This window comes from Pseudomonas sp. URMO17WK12:I9, assembly GCF_900230165.1.
In the GTDB taxonomy this organism is placed as follows: Bacteria; Pseudomonadota; Gammaproteobacteria; order Pseudomonadales; family Pseudomonadaceae; genus Aquipseudomonas; species Aquipseudomonas fulva.
In genome coordinates this window covers 820,517-845,241 of record NZ_OCMQ01000001.1, presented here as the reverse complement: position 1 = coordinate 845,241, position 24,725 = coordinate 820,517, and the positions used below count along the sequence as shown (strand labels likewise).

The following is a 24,725-nucleotide window of genomic DNA, read 5'->3' as shown; positions in this document are numbered from 1 at the left end:
GAGGGTTCAGCGACGGGCGGTATGTTCATGTTGGTTTATTGGGGACGAGACGCCGCGCTATCTGCTATTCAGGGTGCGCAAGTCAATTTAACAGCGCTCGATCAATCAAGGCCCCGTCATACAGCACGGGTCGCACCGTTAAGGTGCAAAGCAATACACACAGCGCCGCTCGTCGCCTCTCGCCGGCGTGCAATAAAAGCGCCCTGAGTGCTCGGCGAGTTGATGCCAACGTTTGCGTCTAGCACGGGGGCCGCCTGGAATGACCGTTCGGTCACATTTGTAATATTTCTCGCCTACACTCAAGTTCCGGCCCGCCATTTGCTCATTGGAAGAGCAACGGAAAAAAAGTCGAACTTTAAGGAAAGCCGGCAGGTCAGGAACTAAGCAGGCCAGATGAAATGGGTTATTCCCACGCACGGCCCGCCCACCCCAACCAGTCCACTCGCCTTTTGGCCGGAATGCCAAATGCGCTGTGCCTGTGCGCACGACTCGGGGGCAAGGATTGCAGTACGCAGAATTCGCAAAGAGAGAATCAACACGAAAGACCGCCGCGGTTTATCAGTGCCCGGCCAAGCTTAGGGACGGAGAGAAAGAATGATCAGTGCCGCTGTCGCGACTCAAGTAGCTACCTTTACATCGGAACACCGCGAACCGCTCATCCCGGAGCTCGCCAAGACAGGCAAGGCACCTGGCGCCCAGCGCCAGAACAACCCGAACAAACGCAAGATCCTTTTCGTCACCTCGGAAATCGCTGACCTGGTGAAGACCGGTGGTTTGGGCGACGTCTCCGCGGCGTTGCCTCGCGCCCTTGCCCACCTGCACGACGTGCGTGTGCTGATCCCGGGTTACCCGCAGGTGGTGGAAAGCGACAACCCCATCCACATCGTCGGTGAGCTGGGCGGCCATGCAGCCTTGCCCCCTTGCAAGATCGGCCGGATGGACTTGCCCGACGGGCTGGTGATCTACGTGTTGATCTGCCCAGAGCTCTACCAGCGTCCCGGCACGCCTTACGCAGCAGAAAACGGTCGCGACTGGCCGGACAACCATATCCGTTTCGCCCGCCTGGGCCTGGCGGCTGCAGAAATCGCAGCCGGTGAAGGCATGATCCATTGGAAACCGGAAATGGTGCATGCCCATGACTGGCCAGCGGGCCTGGCCCCTGCGTACATGCACTGGCGCGGCTTGAGCACCCCGACCCTGTTCACCATTCACAACCTGGCCTACCAGGGTGTCTACAGCCGTGGCTGCAGCCCGGAACTGGCCATACCCGACCATGCCATGCAGCAGGAAGGCATGGAGTTCTACGGCAAGCTCTCCTTCCTGAAAGCTGGCCTGGCCTACTCCAGCCATATCACCACGGTCAGTGCCACCTACGCCCAGGAAATCACCACCCCCGAATTCGGCTGCGGCCTGGACGGTTTCCTGGCCAGCAAGGCGCAACAGGGGCTATTGGGCGGCATTCCGAACGGCATCGACGAAAGCTGGGATGCAGCGACCGACAAGCACCTGCAGCACAATTTCAGCATCAACGACTGGGAAGGCAAGGCGCGCAATGCACAGGCAGTGCGCGAGCTGTTCCAGCTGGACCCCTCCGAGGGCCCGCTGTTCGCCGTGGTCTCGCGCCTGGTCTACCAGAAAGGGCTGGACCTGACCCTGGGCGTTGCCGAGTACATCGTCGAGCAAGGCGGCCAAATTGCAATCATTGGTCGTGGCGAGCCTGAAGAAGAGCAAGCCATGCGCGAACTGGCCCTGCGTCATCCCGGCCGTGTGGGTGTACGCATCGGCTTCAACGAAACCGACGCACGCCGCATGTTCGCTGGCAGCGACTTCCTGCTGATGCCTTCGCGCTACGAGCCATGTGGCCTCAGCCAGATGTACGCTCAGCGCTTCGGCTCGCTGCCCGTTGCACGCAAGACCGGCGGGCTGGCCGATACCATCGAGAACGGCGTAACAGGTTTCCTGTTCGACGAGTCGACGGTAGAAAGCTACCGCGAGGCGCTCAGCCGGGCGTTCTACATCTACCAGAAGAAAGACCTGCTCAATGCCATGCGTTGCCTGTCCATGACCCAGCCATTCAACTGGTGCCAAGCGGTGGAACCCTACGCACGCTTGTACGAAGACCTGGTCAAGCAAGCCCAATTGGCTCATTACTGAAGAGAGGTCGAAGATGCAAAGGCATGGCGCACATGTTGAGGACGCCACGTCGGCGCGCTTCGCCCTCTGGGCACCCGACGCGCGCAGCGTGAGTTTGGAATTGCAGCACCAGGACGCCGTCGACCTCGTTCCCGATGACGATGACGATGACGATGGATGGTTCATTGGCACCGCCCCTGCCAAGCCAGGGGACCTGTACCGCTACTGCATCAATGGCGAGCTTCGCGTTGCCGACCCCGCATCGCGCTTTCAACCCGAGGGCGTCCACGGCCCCAGCCAAGTCGTGGACCTGGCCGGCTACACCTGGCAGCACCCCTGGCAAGGCCGCCCCTGGCACGAGGCGGTGATCCAGGAGCTGCATGTGGGCGTACTGGGTGGCTATGAAGGTGTGTCGAGCCATTTGCACCGTATTGCCTCGACCGGCATTACCGCCATTGAATTGATGCCGATCAGCCAATTCCCGGGCACCCGCAACTGGGGGTACGACGGCGTGCTGCCTTATGCAGCGCAGCACAACTACGGTACACCCGAGCAACTGTGCAGCCTGGTGGACCAGGCGCATGGCCACGGGCTGATGGTGATGCTCGATGTGGTCTACAACCACTTCGGCCCCGATGGCAACTTCCTGCATGAGTACGCCAGCTCGTTCTTTCGTGAAGACCGTCAGACCCCCTGGGGTGCCGCCATCGACTTCCGCCGGCCCGAGGTGCGTGAATATTTCATCCAGAACGCCCTGATGTGGATCTGCGATTACCGGATCGACGGATTGCGTCTGGATGCGGTGCATGCCATCGATCAGCCTGACTTCCTCAAGGAACTGGCCAAGCGTGTGCGCGAGGCCGTCGAGCCGGGCCGACACGTGTGGCTGGTGCTGGAAAACGAGCACAACCAGGCGTTCTTGCTCGAACAAGGCTTCGACGCACAGTGGAACGACGATGGCCACAATGCGCTTCACGTGTTGCTGACCGATGAAACCGAAGGCTACTACGAAGACTACAAGGATGACCCGATCGGCAAGCTGGCGCGCTGCCTTGGCGAGGGCTTCGTCTTCCAGGGCCAGCTCAACCGCCATGGCGAACCACGCGGCGAACCCAGCGGCCACCTGCCGCCAAGCGCCTTCGTGCTGTTTCTGCAGAACCATGACCAGATCGGCAACCGCGCCATGGGCGAGCGTCTAACCCGGCTGACATCGCCCGCGGCCCTGCGCGCGGCAACCGGGCTACTGTTGCTGAGTCCGATGATTCCTTTGCTGTTCATGGGCGATGACGACGGCAGCCGTGCACCCTTCCTGTTCTTCACCGACTTTCATGATGAGCTCGCCGACGCGGTGCGCGAAGGCCGGCGCGGTGAATTCGAGCATTTTGCCGCCTTCGCCGACCCCGAAAAGCGTGCGCGTATTCCCGACCCGAACGCCGAGCAGACGTTCCACGCCTCCAGGCCTGACCCGCAGGATGTGATTGCCGGCTGGCATGGGCTGTACCAGCAGCTGCTCACTACGCGCCGCCAGCACCTGGTCCCGCGCCTGCCTGGCACCCGTTCCCTGGGCGCCGAGGTATTGGCTGACAAGGCGCTGACTGCACGCTGGCAGCTGGGGGATGGCAGTACCTTGCGCATCGACCTGAACCTGGGCGACCAGGCGCAGCACCTGGCGGCTGCGCCTGCAGGCACCTGCCTTTTCGACAGCGGCGACAAGGCGCACGCCGGCTCGACGCTTTCGCCCTTCAGCTGTGTGGTCACCCTGCTACCCCCAAACCAGGAGATGCCATGAGCGATTCCCTGCTTCACCGGCTCGCTCAACGGGCGGGCCTTGCCCGAAACTGGGTGGATGCCAACAACAAACCGCAGCAAGTGACCGACGAGGTACTGCGCAAACTCCTCGAAGCCCTGGGCCATCCGGCTGGCGACGACGCGCAACTACAAGACAGTCTATCCAGGCTTGAGCACAGCGATGACGCCCAGCACGTCCCGCCCCTGCTCACTGCCGACCAGGGCAAGCCGCTCGACCTCTCGCGGTATTTCCCAGCGCAGGCCCCGGTGTGTGGTCAGTTGGAAGATGGCAGTCACATCGACTTGCAGCTTGATGCCCAGGCTTGCCTGCCAGGTGATTTTCCAGTCGGCTATCACCAACTGGAAGTGGCGCAGCATCGCTTTACGCTCGCGGTCGCACCGCCTGGTTGCCCGTCGTTGCATGACCTGGTCGAGGCGGCACCTGCGCGCTGCTGGGGCTTGTCGGCGCAGCTCTACAGCCTGCGCCGCCCCGGCGATGGTGGTTACGGTGACTGCATGGCCCTCGAGCAGCTGGTACGCAGTGCGGCCGAACGGGGCGCCGATGCGGTGGCGATCAGCCCTATCCATGCTTTGTCGGCCTTCGATCAACAACATTACAGCCCCTACTCGCCTTCGAGCAGGCTGCTGCTCAATACGCTTTACGCAAGCCCGGCGGCCATTCTGGGTGAACGCACCGTGCGCCTGGCGGTCGAGGCCTGCCACCTGGAACAGACCCTGACCTCGCTCGAGCAAGCGGCTTTGGTGGACTGGCCGCGCGCAGCCGATGCGCGCTACAAGCTGCTGGACGCGCTCTACCAGCACTTCAGCCAAGGCGATCACCCGCAACGCGCCGATTTCGAGAGCTATCGCCAGGCCGCAGGCGAGGCACTGGAGCACCATTGCCGTTTTGAAGTGCTGCAAGCCGAGGCGGTCGACAAAGGCCATGGGGCTGATTGGCGCAACTGGCCAGAGGCGTGGCGCGACCCCTTCGGAACCGAAGTCCGCGCCTTGGCCGAAAGTTATCCGGCCAGGGTAGAGTTTCACGCATTCTGCCAATGGCTGACCGAGCGCAGCCTGCAGCGCGCTCAAGAGGCAGCCAAAGGCAGCGGCATGGTAGTCGGCCTGATTGCCGACCTCGCCGTTGGCGCCGATGGCGCCGGCAGCCAAGCCTGGAGCCGTCAGGACGAACTGCTGGCCAACCTCACCGTTGGCGCGCCACCTGACATCCTCAATCGCTCAGGCCAGGACTGGGGCATCTGCGGGTTCTCTCCCGAAGGGCTCAAGCGCAACGGCTATCGCGCGTTCATCGAGATGCTGCGTGCCAACCTGGCCCATGCCGGTGGCCTGCGCATCGATCATGTGATGGGTTTGCAACGGCTTTGGCTGATCCCGCGTGGTGGCAAGCCCAATGAAGGCGCCTACCTGTATTACCCGCTCGAAGACATGCTGCGCTTGCTGGCGCTCGAATCCAGCCGCCACGGTGCAATCATCCTGGGTGAAGACCTGGGCACGGTTCCGGACGGGCTACGCGAGGCCTTGGCGCAGAAAAACATCCTGGGCATGCGCGTGCTGCCCTTCGAGCAGGCGCCCCGAGGCCAGTTCACCCCTCAGCTTCAGTGGCCCGACGATGCCTTGGCAACCACCGGCACCCATGACCTGGCGACCGTGGCGGGTTGGTTGCAAAACCGGGACGTGGAGTGGAGCCGGCGACTGGGCCTGATTGATGAGTCCACCGAACAGCAATGGCGCGATGACCGCCGCAAAGAACACGAAGGCTTGCGCCGCACGCTTGAAACCCACTATGGCCCGCTGAAGGACGACACTGCCGTGATCGATGCCGCTATTGGTTATGTAGGCTACACCAAAGCTCCGCTGGTGCTGGTCCCGCTTGAAGACCTGCTGGGTCTGGAAGAACAGCCGAACATGCCCGGCACCACCGAAGGGCATCCCAACTGGCGCCGCCGTTTTGCCGAACTGGCAAGCCACATGCTTGACAACGAGGATGCCGCACGGCGCCTGGAAGTGTTGGCGCAAGCGCGCGAGCAGGCGTGGGAGCGCGACCGATGAAACCGCTCACTGCGACCCTGCGCCTGCAGTTCCACAGCGACTTTACCTTAGACCATGCTCTACCGCTGGTCCCCTACTTTGCTCAACTGGGCATCAGCCACATGTACGCCTCGCCGATACTCAAGGCCCGAGCAGGTTCACGCCACGGTTACGACGTCGTCGATCCCACGCAGGTCAACCCGGAACTGGGCGGCGAAGCGGCCCTGGAGCGCCTGGTCAAGGCGCTGCGCCAGCACGGCATGGGCCTGATCGTGGACACCGTGTCCAACCACATGGCCGTAGGCGGCGCCGACAATCCCTGGTGGCAGAGTTTGTTGGCATGGGGCCGTCGCAGCCCATATGCGGAGTTCTTCGATATCCAGTGGCATTCCACCGACCCGCTACTGGCCGGTCAATTGCTGCTGCCGTTCCTGGGCAGCGATTACGGGGTAGCACTAAAAGAAGGCCAGATTCCCCTGGAATTCGACGCCGACCATGGGGTGCTACAAATCGCTCATTATGAGCACCGCTTCCCGATCTGCCCGGTCGACTACGGCTGGGTGCTGGCGCTAAGCGCTGACCCGACGCTGACCAGCCTGGCCGAACAGTTCACTGCCCTGGCCGAGTCGGCCACCCCGCTTGACGATGCCGCACCGCTGCAGGCCGAACTGGCTCGTCGCGTGCGCGAAGGCGCCGACCTGGCGTCGGCCCTGGTGGCATTCGACAGCCGCAGCGAGGCCGGCTTCAAGCGCCTGCACCTGCTGCTGGAACGCCAGACCTACCGCCTGGCCAGCTGGCGCACCGCTGCCGACGACATCAACTGGCGGCGCTTTTTCGACATCAATGAGCTGGGCGGTTTGCGGGTCGAGCGCCCGGTGGTGTTCGAAGCCACCCACGCCAAGCTGTTCGAGTTGATCGAACGCGGCCTGGTCGATGGCCTGCGCATCGACCACATCGACGGCCTGGCAGACCCACGCGGTTATTGCCGCAAGCTGCGCCGGCGCGTGGACAGCCTGATGGCCAGCCGCCCGCTGGACGCTGACGTGGAGCACTTCCCCATCTACGTCGAGAAGATCCTCGGCGTCGATGAGCATCTGCACCGCGACTGGCTCACCGATGGCACCACCGGCTACGAGTTCATGAACCAGGTGTCGTTGTTGCAGCACGATCCGGCCGGTGAGGCCCCGCTGACCGAACTGTGGTCGACGGTCAGCGAGCGCCCCGCGTTCACTGAAGAAGTACGCCTGGCGCGCCATCTGGTGCTCAACGCCAGCCTGGCAGGTGATTGCGAGTCGGTGGCGCAAGCCCTGCTGCAAGTCGCGCGAAACGACCTGATGACCCGCGATCTGTCCTTGGGCGCCATTCGTCGCGCCTTGCAGGCACTGGTGGCGCACTACCCGGTTTACCGCACTTACTTCAATGCCTGCGGCCGCCCGGCCGAGGACGAGGCATTCTTCCAGCAAGCCCTAGCCGATGCGCGCCAGGACCTGAGCGAGGCCGACTGGCCATTGCTCGAGCAACTGGAAAAATGGCTGGGCGGCGAAGGCTGGCGCCAGCTGCCACCGGGTCGTACCCGCAAGCAACTGCGCCACGCCTGCGTACGCTTCCAGCAATTAACCGCCCCCAGCGCGGCCAAGGCCGTCGAAGATACCGCGTTCTACCGCAGCGCGAGGTTGCTCTCGCGCAACGATGTGGGCTTTGAAGCCGAACGCTTCAGCGCACCGCTTGAGCACTTCCACAACGAGGCCCAGCGACGCCTGCGGGACTTCCCGGACAACCTGCTGGCTACCGCCACCCACGACCACAAGCGCGGTGAAGACACACGCGCTCGCCTGGCTGTGCTGAGCGAACGCGGCCCCTGGCTGGCCAGCCGCATGGCGCACTGGCGCGAGCTGGCAGCGCCGTTGCGCGCACAGCTGGAAGATGGCATGGCGCCGAGCCCTGGGGATGAAATGCTGCTGCTCCAGACCCTGCTGGGCACCTGGCCCTTGGGCTTGGCCGTCGATGACGCCCAAGGCTTGAAGCAGTTCGCCGAACGTGTCGGTCAGTGGCAACAGAAGGCGTTGCGCGAGGCCAAGCTGCGCAGCAGTTGGAACGCACCCAACGAAGCCTACGAAAAGGGCTGTGCTCGCTATCTGGAAGGGTTGCTGCTGGAGGCCGATGCCCTGCCCCTGCGTACCTCCATCGCCGATGCGGCGCAGCTGATCAGTTGCCCGGGAGCGCTCAACAGCCTGGTGCAGGCGTTCATGCGCATGACCGTGCCGGGGGTGCCTGATCTCTATCAGGGCAACGAATACTGGGACTTCAGCCTGGTGGACCCGGACAACCGCCGACCCGTCGACTACCCCGCTCGACGCAGCACCTTGGCAGAGGCCGCGCCGCTCGACGCGTTGCTAAGCCACTGGCACGACGGCCGGGTCAAGCAGGCGCTGGTGGCCCGCGTACTGGACTGCCGCATGGCCAACCCAGAGCTGTTCCGCCGGGGCAGCTACCTGCCATTGACCGTCAAGGGACGCCATGCCGACAAGATCGTCGCCTTCGCCCGCCTGGGCGATACCCAACGCGCCGTCATCGTCGCGCCGCGCCTGACCAGCGAGCTGCTGGGGGCTGCGCAGAGCCCTCACGTGCCTGCCCAGAACTGGGAAGATACCCGGGTCATATTGCCGTTCGACTTCTCACCTGCCAATTCGACTGGACTTTTCGGCGGGGCCGTTGTCAGCCCTGTAAGAGAGTTGATGGTTTGTGCTGTGCTGTCGGACTTTCCAGTCAATCTGTTGATCGAAGATAACTAGCATTCAGGAGCGTCATATGAGTGTCGATGATAAACGCATACGCGAGTTTGCCTACCAGATCTGGGAGTCGGAAGGTAAGCCACACGGTGAGGAAGAACGTCACTGGGACATGGCCCGCAAACTGGCAGAAGCCGAGGCCAAGGCTCCGGGGGCCAAAGCCAAGTCACCCGCCAAGCCCAAGGCGCCTGCCAAGCCCAAAGCCGCTGCTGCACCCAAGCCGCCAGCCGATCCCAAGGTCGCTGCACTGCCAGGGGTGAAGCCTGCGGCTTCGAAGAAGCCACGCGCACCGAAAAAGCCGACCGCTAGCTGAACCATCCACGGCCCTGCCGTCTTCAGCGCCGCACTGGCACCGAGCCCCTCGGTTGCCAGGCCTGATGACGCCAGGGCCGTTGTAGTACTTAACCTTATTTTCCAGACAAGGCCATTCGAGGATTGCCATGAGCCCGCGCACCGCAAAGAAAACCCGCTCCGTTGCACCGTCGCGCATTCGCGAAGGCTTACCCTACCCCCTCGGCGCCACCTGGGACGGCCTGGGCGTGAACTTCGCTATCTTTTCGGCGAACGCCACCAAGGTCGAGCTGTGCGTCTTCGACGCCACCGGCGAGAAAGAGCTCGAACGGATCGAGCTGCCTGAATACACCGACGAGATCTACCACGGTTACCTGCCTGACGCGCATCCGGGTCTGATCTACGGCTATCGCGTACATGGCCCTTACGAGCCGGAGAACGGCCACCGCTTCAACCCCAACAAGCTGCTGATCGACCCGTATGCCAAGCAGTTGGTCGGCGAGCTGAAATGGTCCGAGGCGCTGTTTGGCTACACCATTGGCCACCCAGACGGTGACCTGTCGTTCGACGAGCGCGACAGCGCCCCCTTCGTGCCCAAGTGCAAGGTCATCGACCCCGCATTCACCTGGGGCCGGGACAACCGTGTGCAAACCCCGTGGGACCAGACCGTCGTGTACGAGGCCCACACCAAGGGCATCAGCAAGCGCCACCCGGCTGTGCCTGAGAACCTGCAAGGCACCTTCGCAGGCCTGGCCAACGACGAGCTGCTCAAACACATCAAGGACCTGGGCATTTCCAGCATCGAGCTGCTGCCCATCCATGCCTTCGTCAACGATCAGCACCTGCTCGACAAAGGTCTGAACAACTATTGGGGCTACAACACCATCGCGTTCTTCGCGCCGCACCCAAGCTACCTGGCCAGCGGCAAGATCGCCGAATTCAAGGAGATGGTGGCGCACCTGCACGACGCGGGCCTGGAGCTGATCCTCGATGTGGTCTACAACCACACCGCCGAAGGCAACGAGATGGGCCCGACGCTTTCCATGCGCGGCATCGACAACGCCTCGTATTACCGCCTGATGCCCGACCAGAAGCGTTACTACATCAACGACTCGGGCACCGGCAACACCTTGGACCTGAGCCATCCGTGCGTCCTGCAGCTGGTGACCGATTCGCTGCGTTACTGGGCAGGCGAGATGCATGTCGACGGCTTCCGCTTCGACCTGGCGACCATTCTGGGTCGCTACCACGAAGGCTACAGTGAGCGTCACAGCTTCCTGGTGGCCTGCCGCCAGGACCCGCTGCTGCGTCAGGTCAAGTTGATTGCCGAGCCATGGGACTGTGGCCCGGGTGGTTACCAGGTGGGCAATTTCGCACCCGGCTGGGCTGAGTGGAACGACCGCTTCCGTGACACCGTGCGCGCCTTCTGGAAGGGCGACGAGGGCCAACTGGCCGATTTCGCCGCACGCATGACCGGCTCTGGCGACATGTTCAACAACCGTGGTCGCAGGCCGTATTCGTCGGTCAACTTCATCACTGCCCACGACGGCTTCACCTTGCGCGACCTGGTGTCGTACAACGAGAAGCACAACGAGGACAACGACGAAAACAACCAGGACGGGACCAGCAATAACCTGTCCTGGAACTGCGGGGCCGAAGGCCCCACCGAAGACGCGGAAATCAATGCCCTGCGCATGCGGCAGATGCGTAACTTCTTCGCGACCCTGTTGTTTGCCCAAGGCACGCCAATGATCGTTGCCGGCGATGAATTCAGCCGCACTCAGCATGGCAACAACAATGCCTACTGCCAGGACAGCGAAATCGGTTGGGTGAACTGGGACCTGGATGAAGAAGGCCAGGCGCTGCTGACGTTCGTCAAGCGCCTGACCCGCCTGCGCCAGAAATATCCGGTGCTGCGCCGCTCCAGCTTCCTGGTGGGCGATTACAACGAGGCGATCGGCGTCAAGGACGTCACCTGGCTGGCGCCGGATGGCAACGAGATGAGCGTTGAACAGTGGGAAGACCCCAATGGTCGTTGCCTGGGCATGCTGATCGACGGCCGTGCTCAGGTCAGTGGCATTGCCCGTCCAGGTTCGGAGTCCACCGTGTTGCTGATCGTCAACGCCCACCACGACACCGTGCCGTTCAAGCTGCCAAGCGTTCCAGAGGGCGAACACTGGAGCTGCGTGATGGATACAGACCAGCCACAACTGCGCAAACCCAAGGACCTGCCCTTCGACAGCTCATTTGACCTGACCGGGCGCTCGGTAGCTCTGATGGTGCTGCAACACAGCGAAGAGTGATGGCAAACGCGGTACGTCACGCGCAACGCGTGACGTGATCGTTCCTAGCCCGTCGGGCAATCCCAGCCAGGGATTGACCGGCGGGCTTTTTCTGGTAGGTCAACCGTCGCCGCTTGAGCCTGCGCCAACCACGTTCAAAACGATTGCCGGGTTGATCGACCCATGGCTGACGATGGTCAGATGATCAAGTGCGCGTAGGGTACCAAGGCCACTCATTCAAAGAATGCTTTTCTGCCACATCGCGTCCATGACAGCCTAACAGGGTCCTGAATTCACCCGCGGGCAGGACGCCCGCGGGTGGTTGGCGATCAGACTGGCTTGAGTACCAGTATCGCCAACGGCGGAAGGTTCAGCGTCAGCGACAAGGGCTGACCATGGCAAGGGGTCTGCTGCGTGGCGACCGCGCCCATGTTGCCCACATTGGAGCCCGCATAGGCTTCAGCATCGCTGTTGAGCAGTTCCTGCCATTGTTCCCCGAACGGCACACCGATGCGGTAAGCCTCGCGCACCACAGGGGTGAAGTTGGCAACCACAAGCACCGGCTCACCCGCGCTGCTCCACCGCAGCCAGGCGAATACGCTGTTCTGCGCGTCATCCCCGATCAACCACTGGAAGCCTTCGGGCTTGCAGTCCTGCTCATGCAGGGCCGGCACGTCACGGTACAGGCGGTTCAGGTCGCCTACCAGGCGCTGTACGCCCTGGTGCTCGGGATACTGCAGCAGGTACCAGTCCAACTGGTGATCATGGTTCCATTCGCGCCATTGGCCGAACTCGCAGCCCATGAACAGCAATTTCTTGCCAGGGTGCATCCACATGAAGGCCAGGTAAGCACGCAGGTTGGCGAACTTCTGCCAGCGATCGCCCGGCATCTTGTCGATCAACGAGCGCTTGCCGTGCACCACCTCGTCATGGGAAATGGGCAGGATGAAGTGCTCAGAGTAGGCGTACACCAGGCTGAAGCTCATCTCGTTGTGGTGATGCGTACGGTGCACCGGGTCGTTCTGGATGTAGCTGAGCGAGTCATGCATCCAGCCCATGTTCCACTTGTAGTGGAAGCCCAGGCCACCCTCTTCGGTTGGCTTGCTCACGCCAGGCCAGGCAGTCGATTCCTCGGCAATGATCAAGGCACCCGGCGCTTCATGCGCCGCCACGCCGTTGAGGTGGCGGATGAAGTCGATGGCTTCCAGGTTCTCACGCCCGCCGTGGCGGTTGGGTACCCACTCTCCGGCCTTGCGTGAGTAGTCGCGGTACAGCATCGATGCCACGGCATCTACCCGCAGCCCGTCGATGTGGAAATGTTTGAGCCAGTGAAGCGCCGAGGCCATCATGAAACCCCGCACCTCGTTACGCCCGAGGTTGTAGATCAGCGTGTTCCAGTCCTGGTGATAGCCTTCGAACGGGTTGTCGTACTCGTAGAGGGCCGTGCCGTCAAAGCGCGCCAGGCCGTGTTCGTCCGTGGGGAAATGCGCCGGCACCCAGTCCAGGATCACGCCGATGCGGGCCTGGTGGCAGGCGTCGATGAAGGCGGCAAAGTCCTCTGCCGTGCCGTAGCGCGACGTGGGGGCGAACATCGACAGCGGCTGGTAGCCCCACGAGCCGCCGAATGGGTGTTCCATGATCGGCAGCAGCTCGATATGGGTGAAGCCCAGCTCCTGCACGTAAGGCACCAGGCGCTCGGCCAACTCGCGCCAATTGTAGAAACGCCCCACTTCGCCGGCTTCATCCAGCTCGCAGCGCCACGACCCTGGGTGCAGCTCGTAGATGGACAATGGGGCGGTATAGGCGTGGCGCTGGGCGCGCTCGTCCATCCACTGCTGATCGCCCCATTCATGCCCAAGCGCCCCCGCCACCTTGGACGCGGTGCTGGGCGGCAACTCGGTAGCACGGGCCAACGGGTCTGCTTTGAGCGGCAGGATCCCGTCCTTGCCCAGCACCTCGAACTTGTAGGTTTCACCCACACCCAGACGTGGAATGAACAGCTCCCAGACACCGGCACCGTGGCGCAGGCGCATCGGGTGCCGACGGCCGTCCCAGTTGTTGAACTCGCCCACGACCGATACCCGGCGCGCATTGGGTGCCCAGACCGAAAAGCACACCCCATCCACCCCGTCGACCTGTGCCGGTTGGGCACCGAAGCGCCCTGCCAGGTCCCGGTGATTGCCCTCGGCGAACAGGTGCAGGTCGATGTCGCCCAGCTGCGGGCCGAAGCTGTAGGGGTCTTCCGTGACTTGCTCGCCGCCGGCCCAGTTGATGTGCAACTGATAGGGATGCGCTTCGTTCAGGTGCGCGGTGAACAGGCCAGGCAATGCACCTGGCCGCATGTCGGCCAGCACGCGCTGGTCGTCGCGCGCCAGCACGCGGGCGCCCAGGGCATTGGGCAGGTAGGCACGAATGGTCATGCCCCCTGCTGGATCGGTGTGAGGCCCCAGTACCGCAAAAGGATCGGCGTGCTCGGCGCGCGCCAGGGCATCCAGGTCCCGTTGCCCAAGCCCGCCGTTTTCACGCGTTGAAACGTTCATTCTGACTCTCCCCAGGTACTGATCAGTCCATGCAGGCCATGCAAAGGCACGGCCAGCCAGCTTGGACGATTTTCGGCTTCATAAGTTATTTCGTATGCCGCTTTTTCCAGGCAGAACAGCTCAAGTGCCGCACGCTCGCCTTCGGCTTGCTCCCAGGCGTGGGGCATGGCCGCGGTGGCCAGGCCATAAGCCTCGATGAACGCATGCCGGGACTGGTGAAGGTACTGTCGGGCCACCCGCTGCCGAGCTTGTCGCGCCGGCTCGGAAAGGTCCATCGTAGACGCGCTGCGCAGGATCATCGCAGCAGCATAGTCGAAAGAGCGCAACACACCGCTGACATCTTTGTACGGGCTGTGCTTGGCCCGGCGCTCTTCCAGTGGTCGGGACGGTTCCCCCTCGAAGTCGATCAGGTAGGCATCGCCTTGCACCACCAGCACTTGGCCCAGGTGAAGGTCGCCATGCACGCGCATCAACAGCCCACCCTGCGCCTGCCGTGCAAGTTCTGCCACGCGTTGGGCGAGCCCGTCGCGCTGCTGCTGCAAGTCATCGACCAACGCCTGGCTTTCAGGGTCGAGTTTGTCACGGTGCTGCACCAGCAGATCCAGCGCGTGGGTCAGCTCCGTGCTGATCTGCGCACTCCACCGCTCGCTGTCAGCGTCAGTGCTGGGATAAGGCGCGAAGGCCTGGTTCTCGGTAGGTGCGGCGAGCATCAGGTGCATCTCGCCCAGGCGCTGACCCAGCAAAGAAGCGAAGTCGCGCAGTTCGCTGACCGCGTCGGTATGGGGTTCGCCTTCGGCACTGGAGGGCTGCATCTGGTCGCGAATGGCGCGCTCCAAGGTGTTCTGGGACCAGGCCCAGGCATCGCCCTGATTACTCAGATAGCCCTGGGCAATCATCAACAGGTGTGGCGCGCCTTGGGCCTCCTCGCGACTGACCCAGGCCAGCAACGGCGAGATATTGGCGAAGCCCGCAGCGGTGAGATAAGCGCTCATTTCAAGCTCTGGGTGAATGCCTGCGTTGACCCGCCGGATCAACTTGAGCACCACCGAATCGCCCACCACTACCGAACTGTTGGACTGCTCGGCGCTCAGGTAGCGCACCGAGCTGTCATCGCCCAGTGCCAGGCCAGCCAGCTGCTCGGTGTGATTGAAATGCAGTTCGCCCTGATCGTTCCCGCAGGTCAGGCGCACGCCCTCCTGGCAGGCCTTGAGCACCGCGCGAATGAAGGGTTCGAGGACGAAGGCATCGGTGATCAGGCCCACCTCATTGGCCCGTCGCACGCGCGACAAGGCCAACTGCTGCGGCAGAGCCGTGCTGATTTGCTCTTCGGGCAGCAAGCCGAACGGTAGCTGGTAGCGGCTGGTCACCCCGTCGCTGGTCACCTCGATTTCACTGAACAGCACGGGCATACCGGCCGTGGCCATGCGCACACCATAGCTCAGGTCGACCTGATCGACAGGCCCTTCCTTACCCGCGAACCAGCGTCGCTTGGGCAAATACTGGGGCAGTATGGTGGACTGCAAGGCGTCGCGTGAAGGCGACTCGAGCAGCTCTTCAAGACGTTTGCGTAGCACTAATGTGGTCAATTCCGGTAACCCCTCAGTAGGCTGGTTGTGCCAGCTGGGCATGCGGTCGTGGGCAGCCAGCACGAACCAGTAGAAGCCATAAGGCGGCAAGGTCAGCAGGAACGGCAACTGCCCGATGGGCGGGAAGGCGCTGCCGCCGATCATTTCCACGGGGACCTTGTCGGCGTACTGGGACAAATCCAGTTCCGCAGCCTGGGCCGCCCGGGACACGTTGGCGACACAGAGAATCACCTCGGTGTGGCCATCGGCGTCGGTGAATTCCCGGATGTAGGCAAGGATGCGTCGGTTGCTGGGTGTCAGCGTGCGCAGCGTGCCACGGCCGAAGGCTTTTTGCTGCTTGCGCACGGCGAGCAGGCGACGAGTCCAGTTCAGCAATGAATGAGGATCGTGGCTCTGTGCTTCGACGTTGACCGTCTGGTAGCCATAGAGCGGGTCCATGATCGGTGGCAGCACCAGCCGCTGCGGGTCGGCCCGGGAGAACCCGCCGTTGCGGTCAGGCGACCACTGCATGGGCGTGCGCACGCCGTCGCGATCGCCCAGGTAGATGTTGTCGCCCATGCCCAGCTCATCGCCGTAGTACAGCGTTGGCGTACCTGGCATCGAGAGCAGCAGGCTGGTGAGCAGCTCGATCCTGCGCCGGTCGCGTTGCAGCAGCGGCGCCAGGCGGCGCCGGATGCCTAGGTTGATCCGGGCGCGGCGGTCCTCGGCGTAGTAGTTCCAGAGGTAGTCGCGCTCACGGTCGGTGACCATCTCCAGGGTCAGCTCATCGTGGTTGCGCAGGAAGATGGCCCACTGGCAGTTGGCCGGAATCTCCGGGGTCTGGCGCAGGATGTCGGTGATGGGAAAGCGATCTTCCATGGCAAGCGCCATGTACATGCGTGGCATCAGCGGAAAATGGAACGCCATGTGGCATTCGTCCCCGTCGCCTTCGCCAAAGTAAGGGCGGGTATCCTCCGGCCACTGGTTGGCCTCGGCGAGCAACATGCGATCAGGGTAATTGGCATCGATCTCGGCCCGGATCGCCTTGAGCACATCATGGGTTTCGGGCAGGTTCTCGTTGTTGGTACCGTCGCGCTCGATCAGGTACGGGATGGCGTCAAGCCGCAAGCCATCGACACCCAGGTCCAGCCAGAAGCGCATCACGCCGATCACGGCCTTGAGCACCTGCGGATTGTCGAAATTCAAATCCGGCTGATGGGAGTAGAAGCGGTGCCAGAAGTACTGGCCTGCCACCGGGTCCCAGGTCCAGTTGGATTTCTCGGTATCGAGGAAGATGATGCGGGTGCCGTCGTACTTGTGGTCGTCATCGGACCACACGTAGAAGTCGCGGGCCTTGCTGCCACGCTTGGCATGGCGGGCACGTTGAAACCACGGATGCTGGTCGCTGGTGTGGTTGATGACCAGTTCGGTGATCACCCGCAGCCCGCGTTTGTGCGCCTCGGCAATGAAGCGGCGGGCGTCGGCAAGGGTGCCGTAGTCTGGATGCACTGCCTTGTACTCGGCGATATCGTAGCCGTCGTCGCGTCGGGGCGAGGGATAGAACGGCAGCAGCCACAAGGTGTTGACGCCCAGGTCGGCGATGTAGTCGAGCTTGCTGATCAACCCGGCGAAGTCACCGATACCGTCATTGTTGGCATCGAAGAACGACTTGATGTGCAACTGGTAAATCACCGCATCCTTGTACCACAGCGGGTCGTCAATGAAGGCTGCCGGGCGGGTACGCTTGGCCATGTACCATTCCTCTGAATGCTTGATCGGTAAAAAACCGTCAGAGAGCAGGCGGGCCCGCTCTCCGCCAGGCTCAGCTGACTTTACTGATTCGCCAGATACCGAAAGGCTGGTGCCAAGGCTCGATGCGCATGAACTGGGTCTTGCCGTACCACGACCAGCGATGACCGTTCATCAGGTCCTCGCCGTGCGTCTCGGCACCGTCATCAAGACCCAGCTCCCACAATGGCAGTTCGAAATGGGCTTCCTGGGCGTTATGCGGGTCGAGGCTGACGGCGATGAGGATGTAATTGTCACGCGCAGGCGTGCGCTTGGCGAAATACAGAATGTTGTCGTTCCAGCAATTGAGCAGCGTCAGGCCCAGGTGGCTCTGCAAGGCCGGGTTCTGCCGGCGGATACGGTTGAGCTGGGCGATCTCGGCAATGATGTTGCCAGGCTGGGTGAAGTCACGCGGGCGGATTTCGTACTTCTCCGAGTCCAGGTACTCTTCCTTGCCCGGCAGCCCTGCCGCTTCGCACAACTCGAACCCCGAATACATACCCCACAAGCCCGACCCCATGGTGGCTAGCGCGGCCCGGATGAGGAAGCCTGCGCGGCCGTTCTGCTGGAGGAAGAACGGGTTGATGTCTGGGGTGTTGACGAAGAAGTTCGGCCGGTAGCACTGGCTCCATGGGGGCTGGTTGAGCGTTTCGAAATACTCGCTCAGCTCCTGCTTGGTGTTGCGCCAGGTGAAGTAAGTGTAGCTCTGCGCATAGCCGACCTTGCCCAAGCGCGCCATCATGGCGGGCTTGGTGAACGCCTCGGCCAGGAACAACACGTCCGGGTATTGGCTGCGTACATTGGCGATCAGCCACTGCCAGAACGGCAGGGGTTTGGTATGCGGGTTGTCCACCCGGAACGTCTTCACGCCCTCCTCCACCCAACCGATGATCACATCGCGCAGTGCAATCCACAGCCCAGGTACGGCGTCGGGTGCGTAGAAATCGACGTTGACGATGTCCTGGTACTTTTTCGGCGGGTTCTCGGCGTAGCGGATGGTCCCGTCCGGGCGCCAGCTGAACCAGCCTGGGTGCGCTTGGAGCCAAGGGTGGTCCTGGGAGCATTGGATGGCGAAGTCCAGGGCGATTTCCAGACCATGCTGGGCTGCGGCCGACACCAAGCGGCGGAAATCTTCACGCGTGCCGAGTTCGGGGTGGATCGCATCGTGCCCACCGTCGGCACTGCCAATTGCGTAAGGGCTGCCAGGGTCGCCCGGCTGTGCCTGCAAAGCATTGTTCCGGCCCTTTCTATGCTGCATGCCGATGGGGTGGATGGGCGGGAAATACAACACGTCGAAGCCCATGTCGCGAATCATCGGCAGGCGCTGGTGCACATCGTTGAAGGTACCGTGGCGCTGGGGATCATCGGTGATCGAACGGGGGAACAGCTCATACCAGCTGGCGAATTGCGCGGCCGGGCGGTCCACATCCAGCGGGTAGTCGCAACTGCGAGTCAGGTAGCTGCGGTGCTCGGCGGCAGCCATCATCTGCGACGCCTCGGCGCCCAGCAGCAGGGCCACTTGTTCGTCCTCGGGCAGCGTCTGCAAGGTGCTTTGCAGCGCCTGTAATTGCTCGCGCAGAGCGCCGCTGCTTAATTCGATGCCCTTGCCCAGCAGCAAACGCCCTTCCTCAAGCTCAAGCTTTACGCCGACACCGGCATTGAACTTCTTCTCCAGGTCGTAGCAGTACGTGGCATACGGATCGATCCAGGCTTCGATGCTGAACACATGCGGCCCGATTTCAGTCGGGGTAAATTCTGCCAGCCACAGGTCATTGCCAGGCGAGGTCATGGGCACACAATGAATGCGTCGGCTACCGGCCTGACGCCAGTTCAACACCACGGCCATGCGGTCATGGCCGTCAGTGAATACCTTGGTGCTGACCGAAACCGGCTGATTGCTGATGGCCTTGGCGGCAAAGGCGCCGCCATCTAGCACCGGCTGGGTGTCCTCGATGGCGATACGCGGTGCCATCAAGGCCTGGGACAGGCTGATGACCTGCTCCGGATGATCGTTTGCCGTGGGCACGCTTTCGAAGGGCTCGTTCAAAGACATCAGGCCTTGCTCCCTGGGACTGGTGGCGGTAAGGGTTGAGAGCGCGGCGACCGAGTCTGGGTTCAAAAATGAATTGATTCACGGCACCAGCGGTCGAACGCTGCAGGACAGGTTCACTCAACCCCACGAGGCATGGCCATGACGCTCCCAACGCCCCCGGAAACGCCCGATCCGAACATTGACGATCCCAACCTCCCGCCCCCGGAGCCTGAGCGTGATCCGGATGAGCTGCCGATTCAGCCGACGGTCCCGCCAACCGTGGGTGATCCACCCAGCCAGGAACCCCCGATAAAGGCGGGCGACTGAAGTCGAAAACTGTCAGTTTTGCCAGTGGCGCATCGGCCGCGTTGTTCCGATCATGAGTCACCTTTGTGATTCAGGAGTTACGGATATGACGCTTGACGGTATGAGCCACAGCGAGCGAAATGAATACGAAGCCTATGTCATCGAGTGTCTCCAGGAGGCAGGCATCAAGGATACTAATCCTGCGACAGTTCTGAAGACACTCGACAAGGACGCCTTCAGGCGCGCCATTGGCCAGATGAAGGACGATTACGATTTCGGTTTCAAGCCTGAGTCGATAACATCTGTCGCTCAACTGGCCGAGGCAATTTGGCGAGCATCGCAATCGAGGTGAGGGATCACCCCTGGGGCACATCACTGAAGGATCTAGGTGATCTGCCCCAGTTCCGCCATGCTGATTTCTCGCATTTTGAACTTCTGCACCTTGCCCGTCACCGTCATGGGAAATTCATCGACGAAGCGAATATGGCGGGGCACCTTGTAGTGGGCGATACGGGACTTGCACCAGGCCTGCAGTGCCTCTGCAGTAGCCTGGTGACCCGGATGCAGCTTGATCCAGGCGACGATGTCCTCGCCATAGCGGCTGCACGGGATACCAATGACCTGGGCATCGGCCACCGCCGGGTGGGTATAGAAGAACTCCTCTATTTCACGTGGGTAGATGTTCTCGCCACCGCGAATGATCATGTCCTTGTTGCGCCCGACGATACGCACATACCCCGCCTCGTCCATCACCGCCAGATCACCGGTGTGCATCCATCCGGCCGCGTCGATGGCGCTGGCTGTGGCCTGGGGGTTATCCCAGTAACCCAGCATCACGCTGTAGCCGCGCGTGCACAGCTCACCGGTCTGACCGCGTGCAACCGTGCCGCCCTGCGGGTCGATGATCTTGCTTTCCAGCTGCGGCTGGGTACGGCCCACTGTGGTGACGCGCAGTTCCAGCACGTCATCCGGCCCGGTTTGCAAAGACACCGGGCTGGTTTCGGTCATGCCATAGGCGATCTGCACCTGGGCCATATGCATCTGGTCGATGACCCTGCGCATCACCTCGATCGGGCAAGTGGCGCCTGCCATGATGCCGCTGCGCAAGGACGACAGGTCCACGTGCTGGCGAGCCGGATGGTCGAGCATGGCAATGAACATGGTGGGCACGCCGTACAGAATGGTGCCACGTTCCTCGGCCACGGCGCGCAAGGCCAACTCGGCATCGAAGGCGTCGCTTGGGTAGATCATGGTAGTGCCATGGGTGATGCAGCCCAGGTTGCCCATGACCATACCGAAACAGTGGTACAGGGGCACCGGGATCACCATGCGGTCGCGTTCAGTCAAGCCCAGGCTGGCGCCGACCATGAAGCCGTTGTTCAGGATGTTGTAATGGCTGAGGGTAGCGCCCTTGGGCGCGCCAGTGGTGCCGGAGGTGTACTGAATGTTCACCGGTTGGTCGAAATGAAGGCTGTTCTGCCGGGCGGTGCACGCCTCGCGGCTGACGGACGCGCCCCAAGTGGCCAGTGCCTCCCACGGCAGGAAGCCAACAGGCGGGTCGTTGGCCAGGCTTATCACCCCGCGCAAGGCAGGCAGCGAGGCACTGGTGACCTGACCGGGTGCGGCGGTAGCCAATTCGGGCACCAAGGCCTGGATCATGGCGTGGTAATCGGAATGCTTGAACGCATCGGCACAGACCAGCCAACTGCACCCTGACTGGCGCAGCACGTATTCAAGCTCGCCCACACGGTAAGCCGGGTTGACGTTGACCAGGATGGCACCCAACTTGGCGGTTGCCACCTGGAGAATGCACCATTGCGCGCAGTTGGGTGACCAGATGCCCACGCGGTCACCGGTTTCGATCCCAAGGGCCATCAGCGCTCGAGCACACGACTCAACCTGCTCTGCCAGTTGCCGCCAGCTGTAGCGCAGGCGCTGGTGCCGAGCCACCAACGCTTCCTGCTCGTGCAGGCGCGCTACTGTAGCGTCGAAGGCCTGGCCGATGGTTTGGGTAAGCAAAGGGCGATCCTGGCGACCGCGGGTATAGCTGGGATGAGTCATGTGCGTCCCTTCTTTTGATTGTTCTGGATAGGGGCCAAGCGCGCGCCAATCACTTTGGCTCAGATTTACGTTTACGTAAAGGTGATGGATAAATTGACAAAAAAGCAGGCGCAGGTTTACGTTTACGTAAAGGTGATAGGCAGCAACGCACGTTGTCGGCGTCAGCCGCCTACCCAGGTAAGCTTGCCGCTAGCGGCGTGATCCCATTTCAAGAACAACAAGGTGCCCCCGCATGCATTACCCCAGCCTGAACTTCGCCCTGGGCGAGACCATCGACATGCTTCGCGACCAGGTGCGCACCTTCGCCGCCGCCGAGCTCGCCCCTCGCGCCGCGCAGATCGACCACGACAACCTGTTCCCTGCCGACATGTGGCGCAAATTCGGCGACATGGGCCTGCTCGGCATCACCGTGCCGGAAGAATACGGTGGCGCAGGCCTGGGTTATCTCGCCCACGTGGTGGCGATGGAGGAGATCAGCCGCGCCTCGGCCTCGGTCGCGCTGTCCTACGGCGCCCACTCCAATTTGTGCGTCAACCAGATCAACCGTAACGGCACGCCCGCGCAAAAGGCCAGATACCTGCCCAAGCTGGTCAGCGGCGAGCACGTCGGCGCCCTGGCTATGAGTGAACCCAATGCCGGGTCGGACGTGGTGTCGATGAAACTGCGCGCCGACAAGCGCGGCGACCACTATGTGCTCAACGGCAGCAAGACGTGGATCACCAACGGACCCGATGCCAACACCTACGTCATCTACGCCAAGACCGATCTGGAAAAGGGCCCCCATGGCATCACTGCGTTCATCGTCGAGCGCGAGTGGGCAGGCTTTAGCCGCAGCAACAAGTTCGACAAACTGGGCATGCGTGGCTCGAACACCTGCGAGCTGTTCTTCGATGACGTGCACGTGCCCCAGGACAACATCCTCGGTCAACTCAATGGCGGCGTGCGGGTGTTGATGAGCGGCCTGGACTACGAGCGCGTGGTGCTATCCGGCGGCCCGACCGGCATCATGCAGAGTTGCATGGACCTGGTGGTGCCGTACATTCATGACCGCAAGCAGTTCGGGCAAAGCATCGGCGAGTTCCAGCTGATCCAGGGCAAGGTCGCCGACATGTACACCCAGCTCAATGCCAGCCGCGCCTACCTGTATGCCGTGGCCCAGGCCTGCGACCGCGGCGAGACAACGCGCAAGGATGCGGCCGGGGTGATTCTCTACACCGCCGAGCGCGCCACGCAGATGGCCTTGGAAGCGATCCAGATTCTTGGCGGTAACGGCTACATCAACGAATTCCCCGCAGGTCGCTTGTTGCGCGATGCCAAGCTGTACGAAATCGGCGCCGGCACCAGCGAAATTCGCCGAATGCTGATCGGCCGCGAGTTGTTCAACGAGACCCGCTGAACGCGCTGGCGCCACGGCAGGCTCATCACGCCAGCCGTGGCCACACTGGCCAACCTTGCAGGGCCGCGCCAAGGGCGCGCCACTGCACCAGGAGTCATGATGATTCTGAAATCCCAAGTGAACCCCAGGTCACCCGAATTCGCCCAGTGCCAGGCGGCCATGCAGGCCCAGGTGGACAACCTGCGTGAACTGCTTGCCCAGGTAGCCCAAGGCGGCGGCGCCAAGGCGCAGGAGCGGCACACCTCGCGAGGCAAACTGTTGCCCCGCGAGCGAATCGACCGTCTGCTCGATGCCGGTTCTGCCTTTCTCGAGATCGGCCAGTTGGCTGCACACCAGGTCTATGGCGAAGACGTTCCGGCAGCCGGCCTGATCGCCGGGATCGGGCGCGTGGAAGGCGTGGAATGCATGATCGTGGCCAACGACGCCACGGTCAAAGGTGGCTCCTACTACCCGTTGACGGTGAAAAAGCACCTGCGAGCGCAGACCATCGCCTTGCAGAACCGCCTCCCATGCATCTACCTGGTGGATTCGGGCGGCGCCAACTTGCCGCGTCAGGACGAGGTGTTTCCCGACCGTGAACACTTCGGGCGGATTTTCTTCAACCAGGCCAACATGAGCGCACTGGGCATCGCCCAGATTGCCGTGGTAATGGGGTCATGCACCGCAGGCGGCGCCTATGTGCCGGCGATGGCGGACGAGGCGATCATGGTGCGCCAGCAGGCCACCATCTTCCTGGCCGGTCCACCGCTGGTGAAGGCTGCCACGGGCGAGGTGGTGAGTGCCGAGGCGCTGGGCGGCGCCGATGTACATTGCCGTACCAGCGGTGTAGCCGACCATTACGCCGACAATGACGAGCATGCCCTGGCGCTGGCCAGGCGCTGCGTGGCCAATCTCAACTGGCGCAAGCTCGGCGCCGTGCAATGCATGCCACCGGTTGCGCCCTTGTATCCAGCGCAAGAGCTCTACGGCGTGATTCCGGCTGACGCCAAGCAGCCTTTCGATGTACGCGAAGTCATCGCACGGCTGGTCGATGGCTCGGTCTTCGATGAATTCAAGGCCCTGTTCGGAACGACCCTGGTGTGCGGTTTCGCTCACCTGCACGGCTACCCGATCGCCATCCTGGCCAATAACGGCATCCTGTTTGCCGAGGCTGCGCAAAAAGGCGCGCACTTCATCGAACTGGCTTGCCAGCGCGGTATCCCGTTGCTGTTCCTGCAGAACATCACGGGGTTCATGGTGGGCAAGAAGTACGAAGAAGGCGGCATCGCCAAGCATGGCGCCAAGTTGGTCACAGCCGTGGCCTGCGCGCAGGTGCCCAAGTTCACGGTCATCATTGGCGGCAGTTTCGGTGCCGGTAACTACGGCATGTGCGGGCGCGCCTACGACCCGCGCTTTCTCTGGATGTGGCCCAATGCGCGCATCGGGGTGATGGGCGCCGAACAGGCTGCCGGCGTGCTGGTGCAGGTCAAGCGCGAGCAGAGCGAGCGCAGCGGCGAGCCGTTTGGCGCCGAGGACGAGGCCAGGCTCAGGCAGCCGATCCTCGATCAGTACGAGCATCAGGGCCACCCCTACTATTCCAGCGCGCGCCTGTGGGATGACGGCGTCATCGACCCGGCGCAGACCCGCGATGTTCTGGGCCTGGCCTTGTCCGCTGCGCTGAACGCACCGATCGAACCGAGCCGCTTCGGCATATTCAGGATGTGATCCC

The 24,725-nt window shown here is 62.5% G+C and carries 13 protein-coding genes; 9 read left to right on the top strand and 4 right to left on the bottom strand.

Going from position 1 to position 24,725, the window contains the following annotated elements; translation table 11 throughout:
• The first annotated feature begins 594 nt into the window (after positions 1 to 594).
• The 6 genes from glgA to glgX all read left to right on the top strand — a co-directional run bounded on the left by glgA (position 595) and on the right by glgX (position 11,350).
• Positions 595 to 2,154, top strand: coding sequence for a glycogen synthase GlgA (gene glgA / locus CRP40_RS03680; RefSeq protein WP_027916213.1), 1,560 nt, complete (start codon positions 595 to 597; stop codon positions 2,152 to 2,154).
• A 13-nt stretch (positions 2,155 to 2,167) separates the two neighbouring features.
• Positions 2,168 to 3,922 carry a malto-oligosyltrehalose trehalohydrolase gene (treZ, locus tag CRP40_RS03675; protein WP_027916214.1) on the top strand — a complete coding sequence of 585 codons (1,755 nt, stop codon included), beginning with the start codon at positions 2,168 to 2,170 and terminating at the stop codon, positions 3,920 to 3,922.
• Complete coding sequence (gene malQ, locus CRP40_RS03670) at positions 3,919 to 5,988, top strand: 4-alpha-glucanotransferase (RefSeq protein ID WP_027916215.1); 2,070 nt, start codon at positions 3,919 to 3,921, stop codon at positions 5,986 to 5,988. The genes treZ and malQ overlap by 4 nt, the downstream gene beginning before the upstream one ends.
• Positions 5,985 to 8,759: a malto-oligosyltrehalose synthase gene (locus CRP40_RS03665; protein WP_027916216.1), complete on the top strand. Its 2,775-nt coding sequence runs from the start codon at positions 5,985 to 5,987 to the stop codon at positions 8,757 to 8,759. Before malQ ends, CRP40_RS03665 begins: the two co-directional genes overlap by 4 nt.
• A 16-nt stretch (positions 8,760 to 8,775) precedes the next feature.
• Positions 8,776 to 9,069: a DUF2934 domain-containing protein gene (locus tag CRP40_RS03660; RefSeq protein ID WP_027916217.1), complete on the top strand. Its 294-nt coding sequence runs from the start codon at positions 8,776 to 8,778 to the stop codon at positions 9,067 to 9,069.
• 127 nt (positions 9,070 to 9,196) lie between these two features.
• Positions 9,197 to 11,350, top strand: a complete 2,154-nt coding sequence (gene glgX, locus CRP40_RS03655) for a glycogen debranching protein GlgX (RefSeq protein ID WP_027916218.1) — start codon at positions 9,197 to 9,199, stop codon at positions 11,348 to 11,350.
• Positions 11,351 to 11,658: 308 nt separating this feature from the next.
• On the opposite strand, the gene glgB is transcribed toward glgX, so the two are convergent.
• From glgB to CRP40_RS03640, 3 genes are all read right to left on the bottom strand, one after another.
• A complete protein-coding gene (gene glgB / locus CRP40_RS03650; RefSeq protein WP_027916219.1) occupies positions 11,659 to 13,869 on the bottom strand; it encodes a 1,4-alpha-glucan branching protein GlgB in 2,211 nt (736 codons plus the stop codon).
• Positions 13,866 to 17,186, bottom strand: coding sequence for a maltose alpha-D-glucosyltransferase (gene treS, locus CRP40_RS03645; protein WP_027916220.1), 3,321 nt, complete (start codon positions 17,184 to 17,186; stop codon positions 13,866 to 13,868). The genes glgB and treS overlap by 4 nt, the downstream gene beginning before the upstream one ends.
• A gap of 70 nt (positions 17,187 to 17,256) precedes the next feature.
• Positions 17,257 to 19,275 carry an alpha-1,4-glucan--maltose-1-phosphate maltosyltransferase gene (locus CRP40_RS03640; RefSeq protein WP_027916221.1) on the bottom strand — a complete coding sequence of 673 codons (2,019 nt, stop codon included), beginning with the start codon at positions 19,273 to 19,275 and terminating at the stop codon, positions 17,257 to 17,259.
• A 391-nt stretch (positions 19,276 to 19,666) separates the two neighbouring features.
• Here CRP40_RS03640 and CRP40_RS03635 point away from each other — a divergent pair, with 391 nt between their 5' ends.
• Positions 19,667 to 19,912, top strand: a complete 246-nt coding sequence (locus CRP40_RS03635; protein WP_027916222.1) for a hypothetical protein — start codon at positions 19,667 to 19,669, stop codon at positions 19,910 to 19,912.
• Positions 19,913 to 19,944: 32 nt separating this feature from the next.
• Here CRP40_RS03635 and CRP40_RS03630 read toward each other — a convergent pair whose 3' ends face one another.
• Positions 19,945 to 21,621, bottom strand: coding sequence for an AMP-binding protein (locus CRP40_RS03630; protein ID WP_027916223.1), 1,677 nt, complete (start codon positions 21,619 to 21,621; stop codon positions 19,945 to 19,947).
• A gap of 232 nt (positions 21,622 to 21,853) precedes the next feature.
• Here CRP40_RS03630 and CRP40_RS03625 point away from each other — a divergent pair, with 232 nt between their 5' ends.
• Positions 21,854 to 23,017, top strand: a complete 1,164-nt coding sequence (locus tag CRP40_RS03625) for an isovaleryl-CoA dehydrogenase (RefSeq protein WP_027916224.1) — start codon at positions 21,854 to 21,856, stop codon at positions 23,015 to 23,017.
• A gap of 96 nt (positions 23,018 to 23,113) precedes the next feature.
• Entirely contained in the window at positions 23,114 to 24,721 is a 1,608-nt protein-coding gene (locus CRP40_RS03620) for a carboxyl transferase domain-containing protein (protein WP_027916225.1), read from the top strand.
• The last annotated feature ends 4 nt before the right edge of the window (positions 24,722 to 24,725 follow it).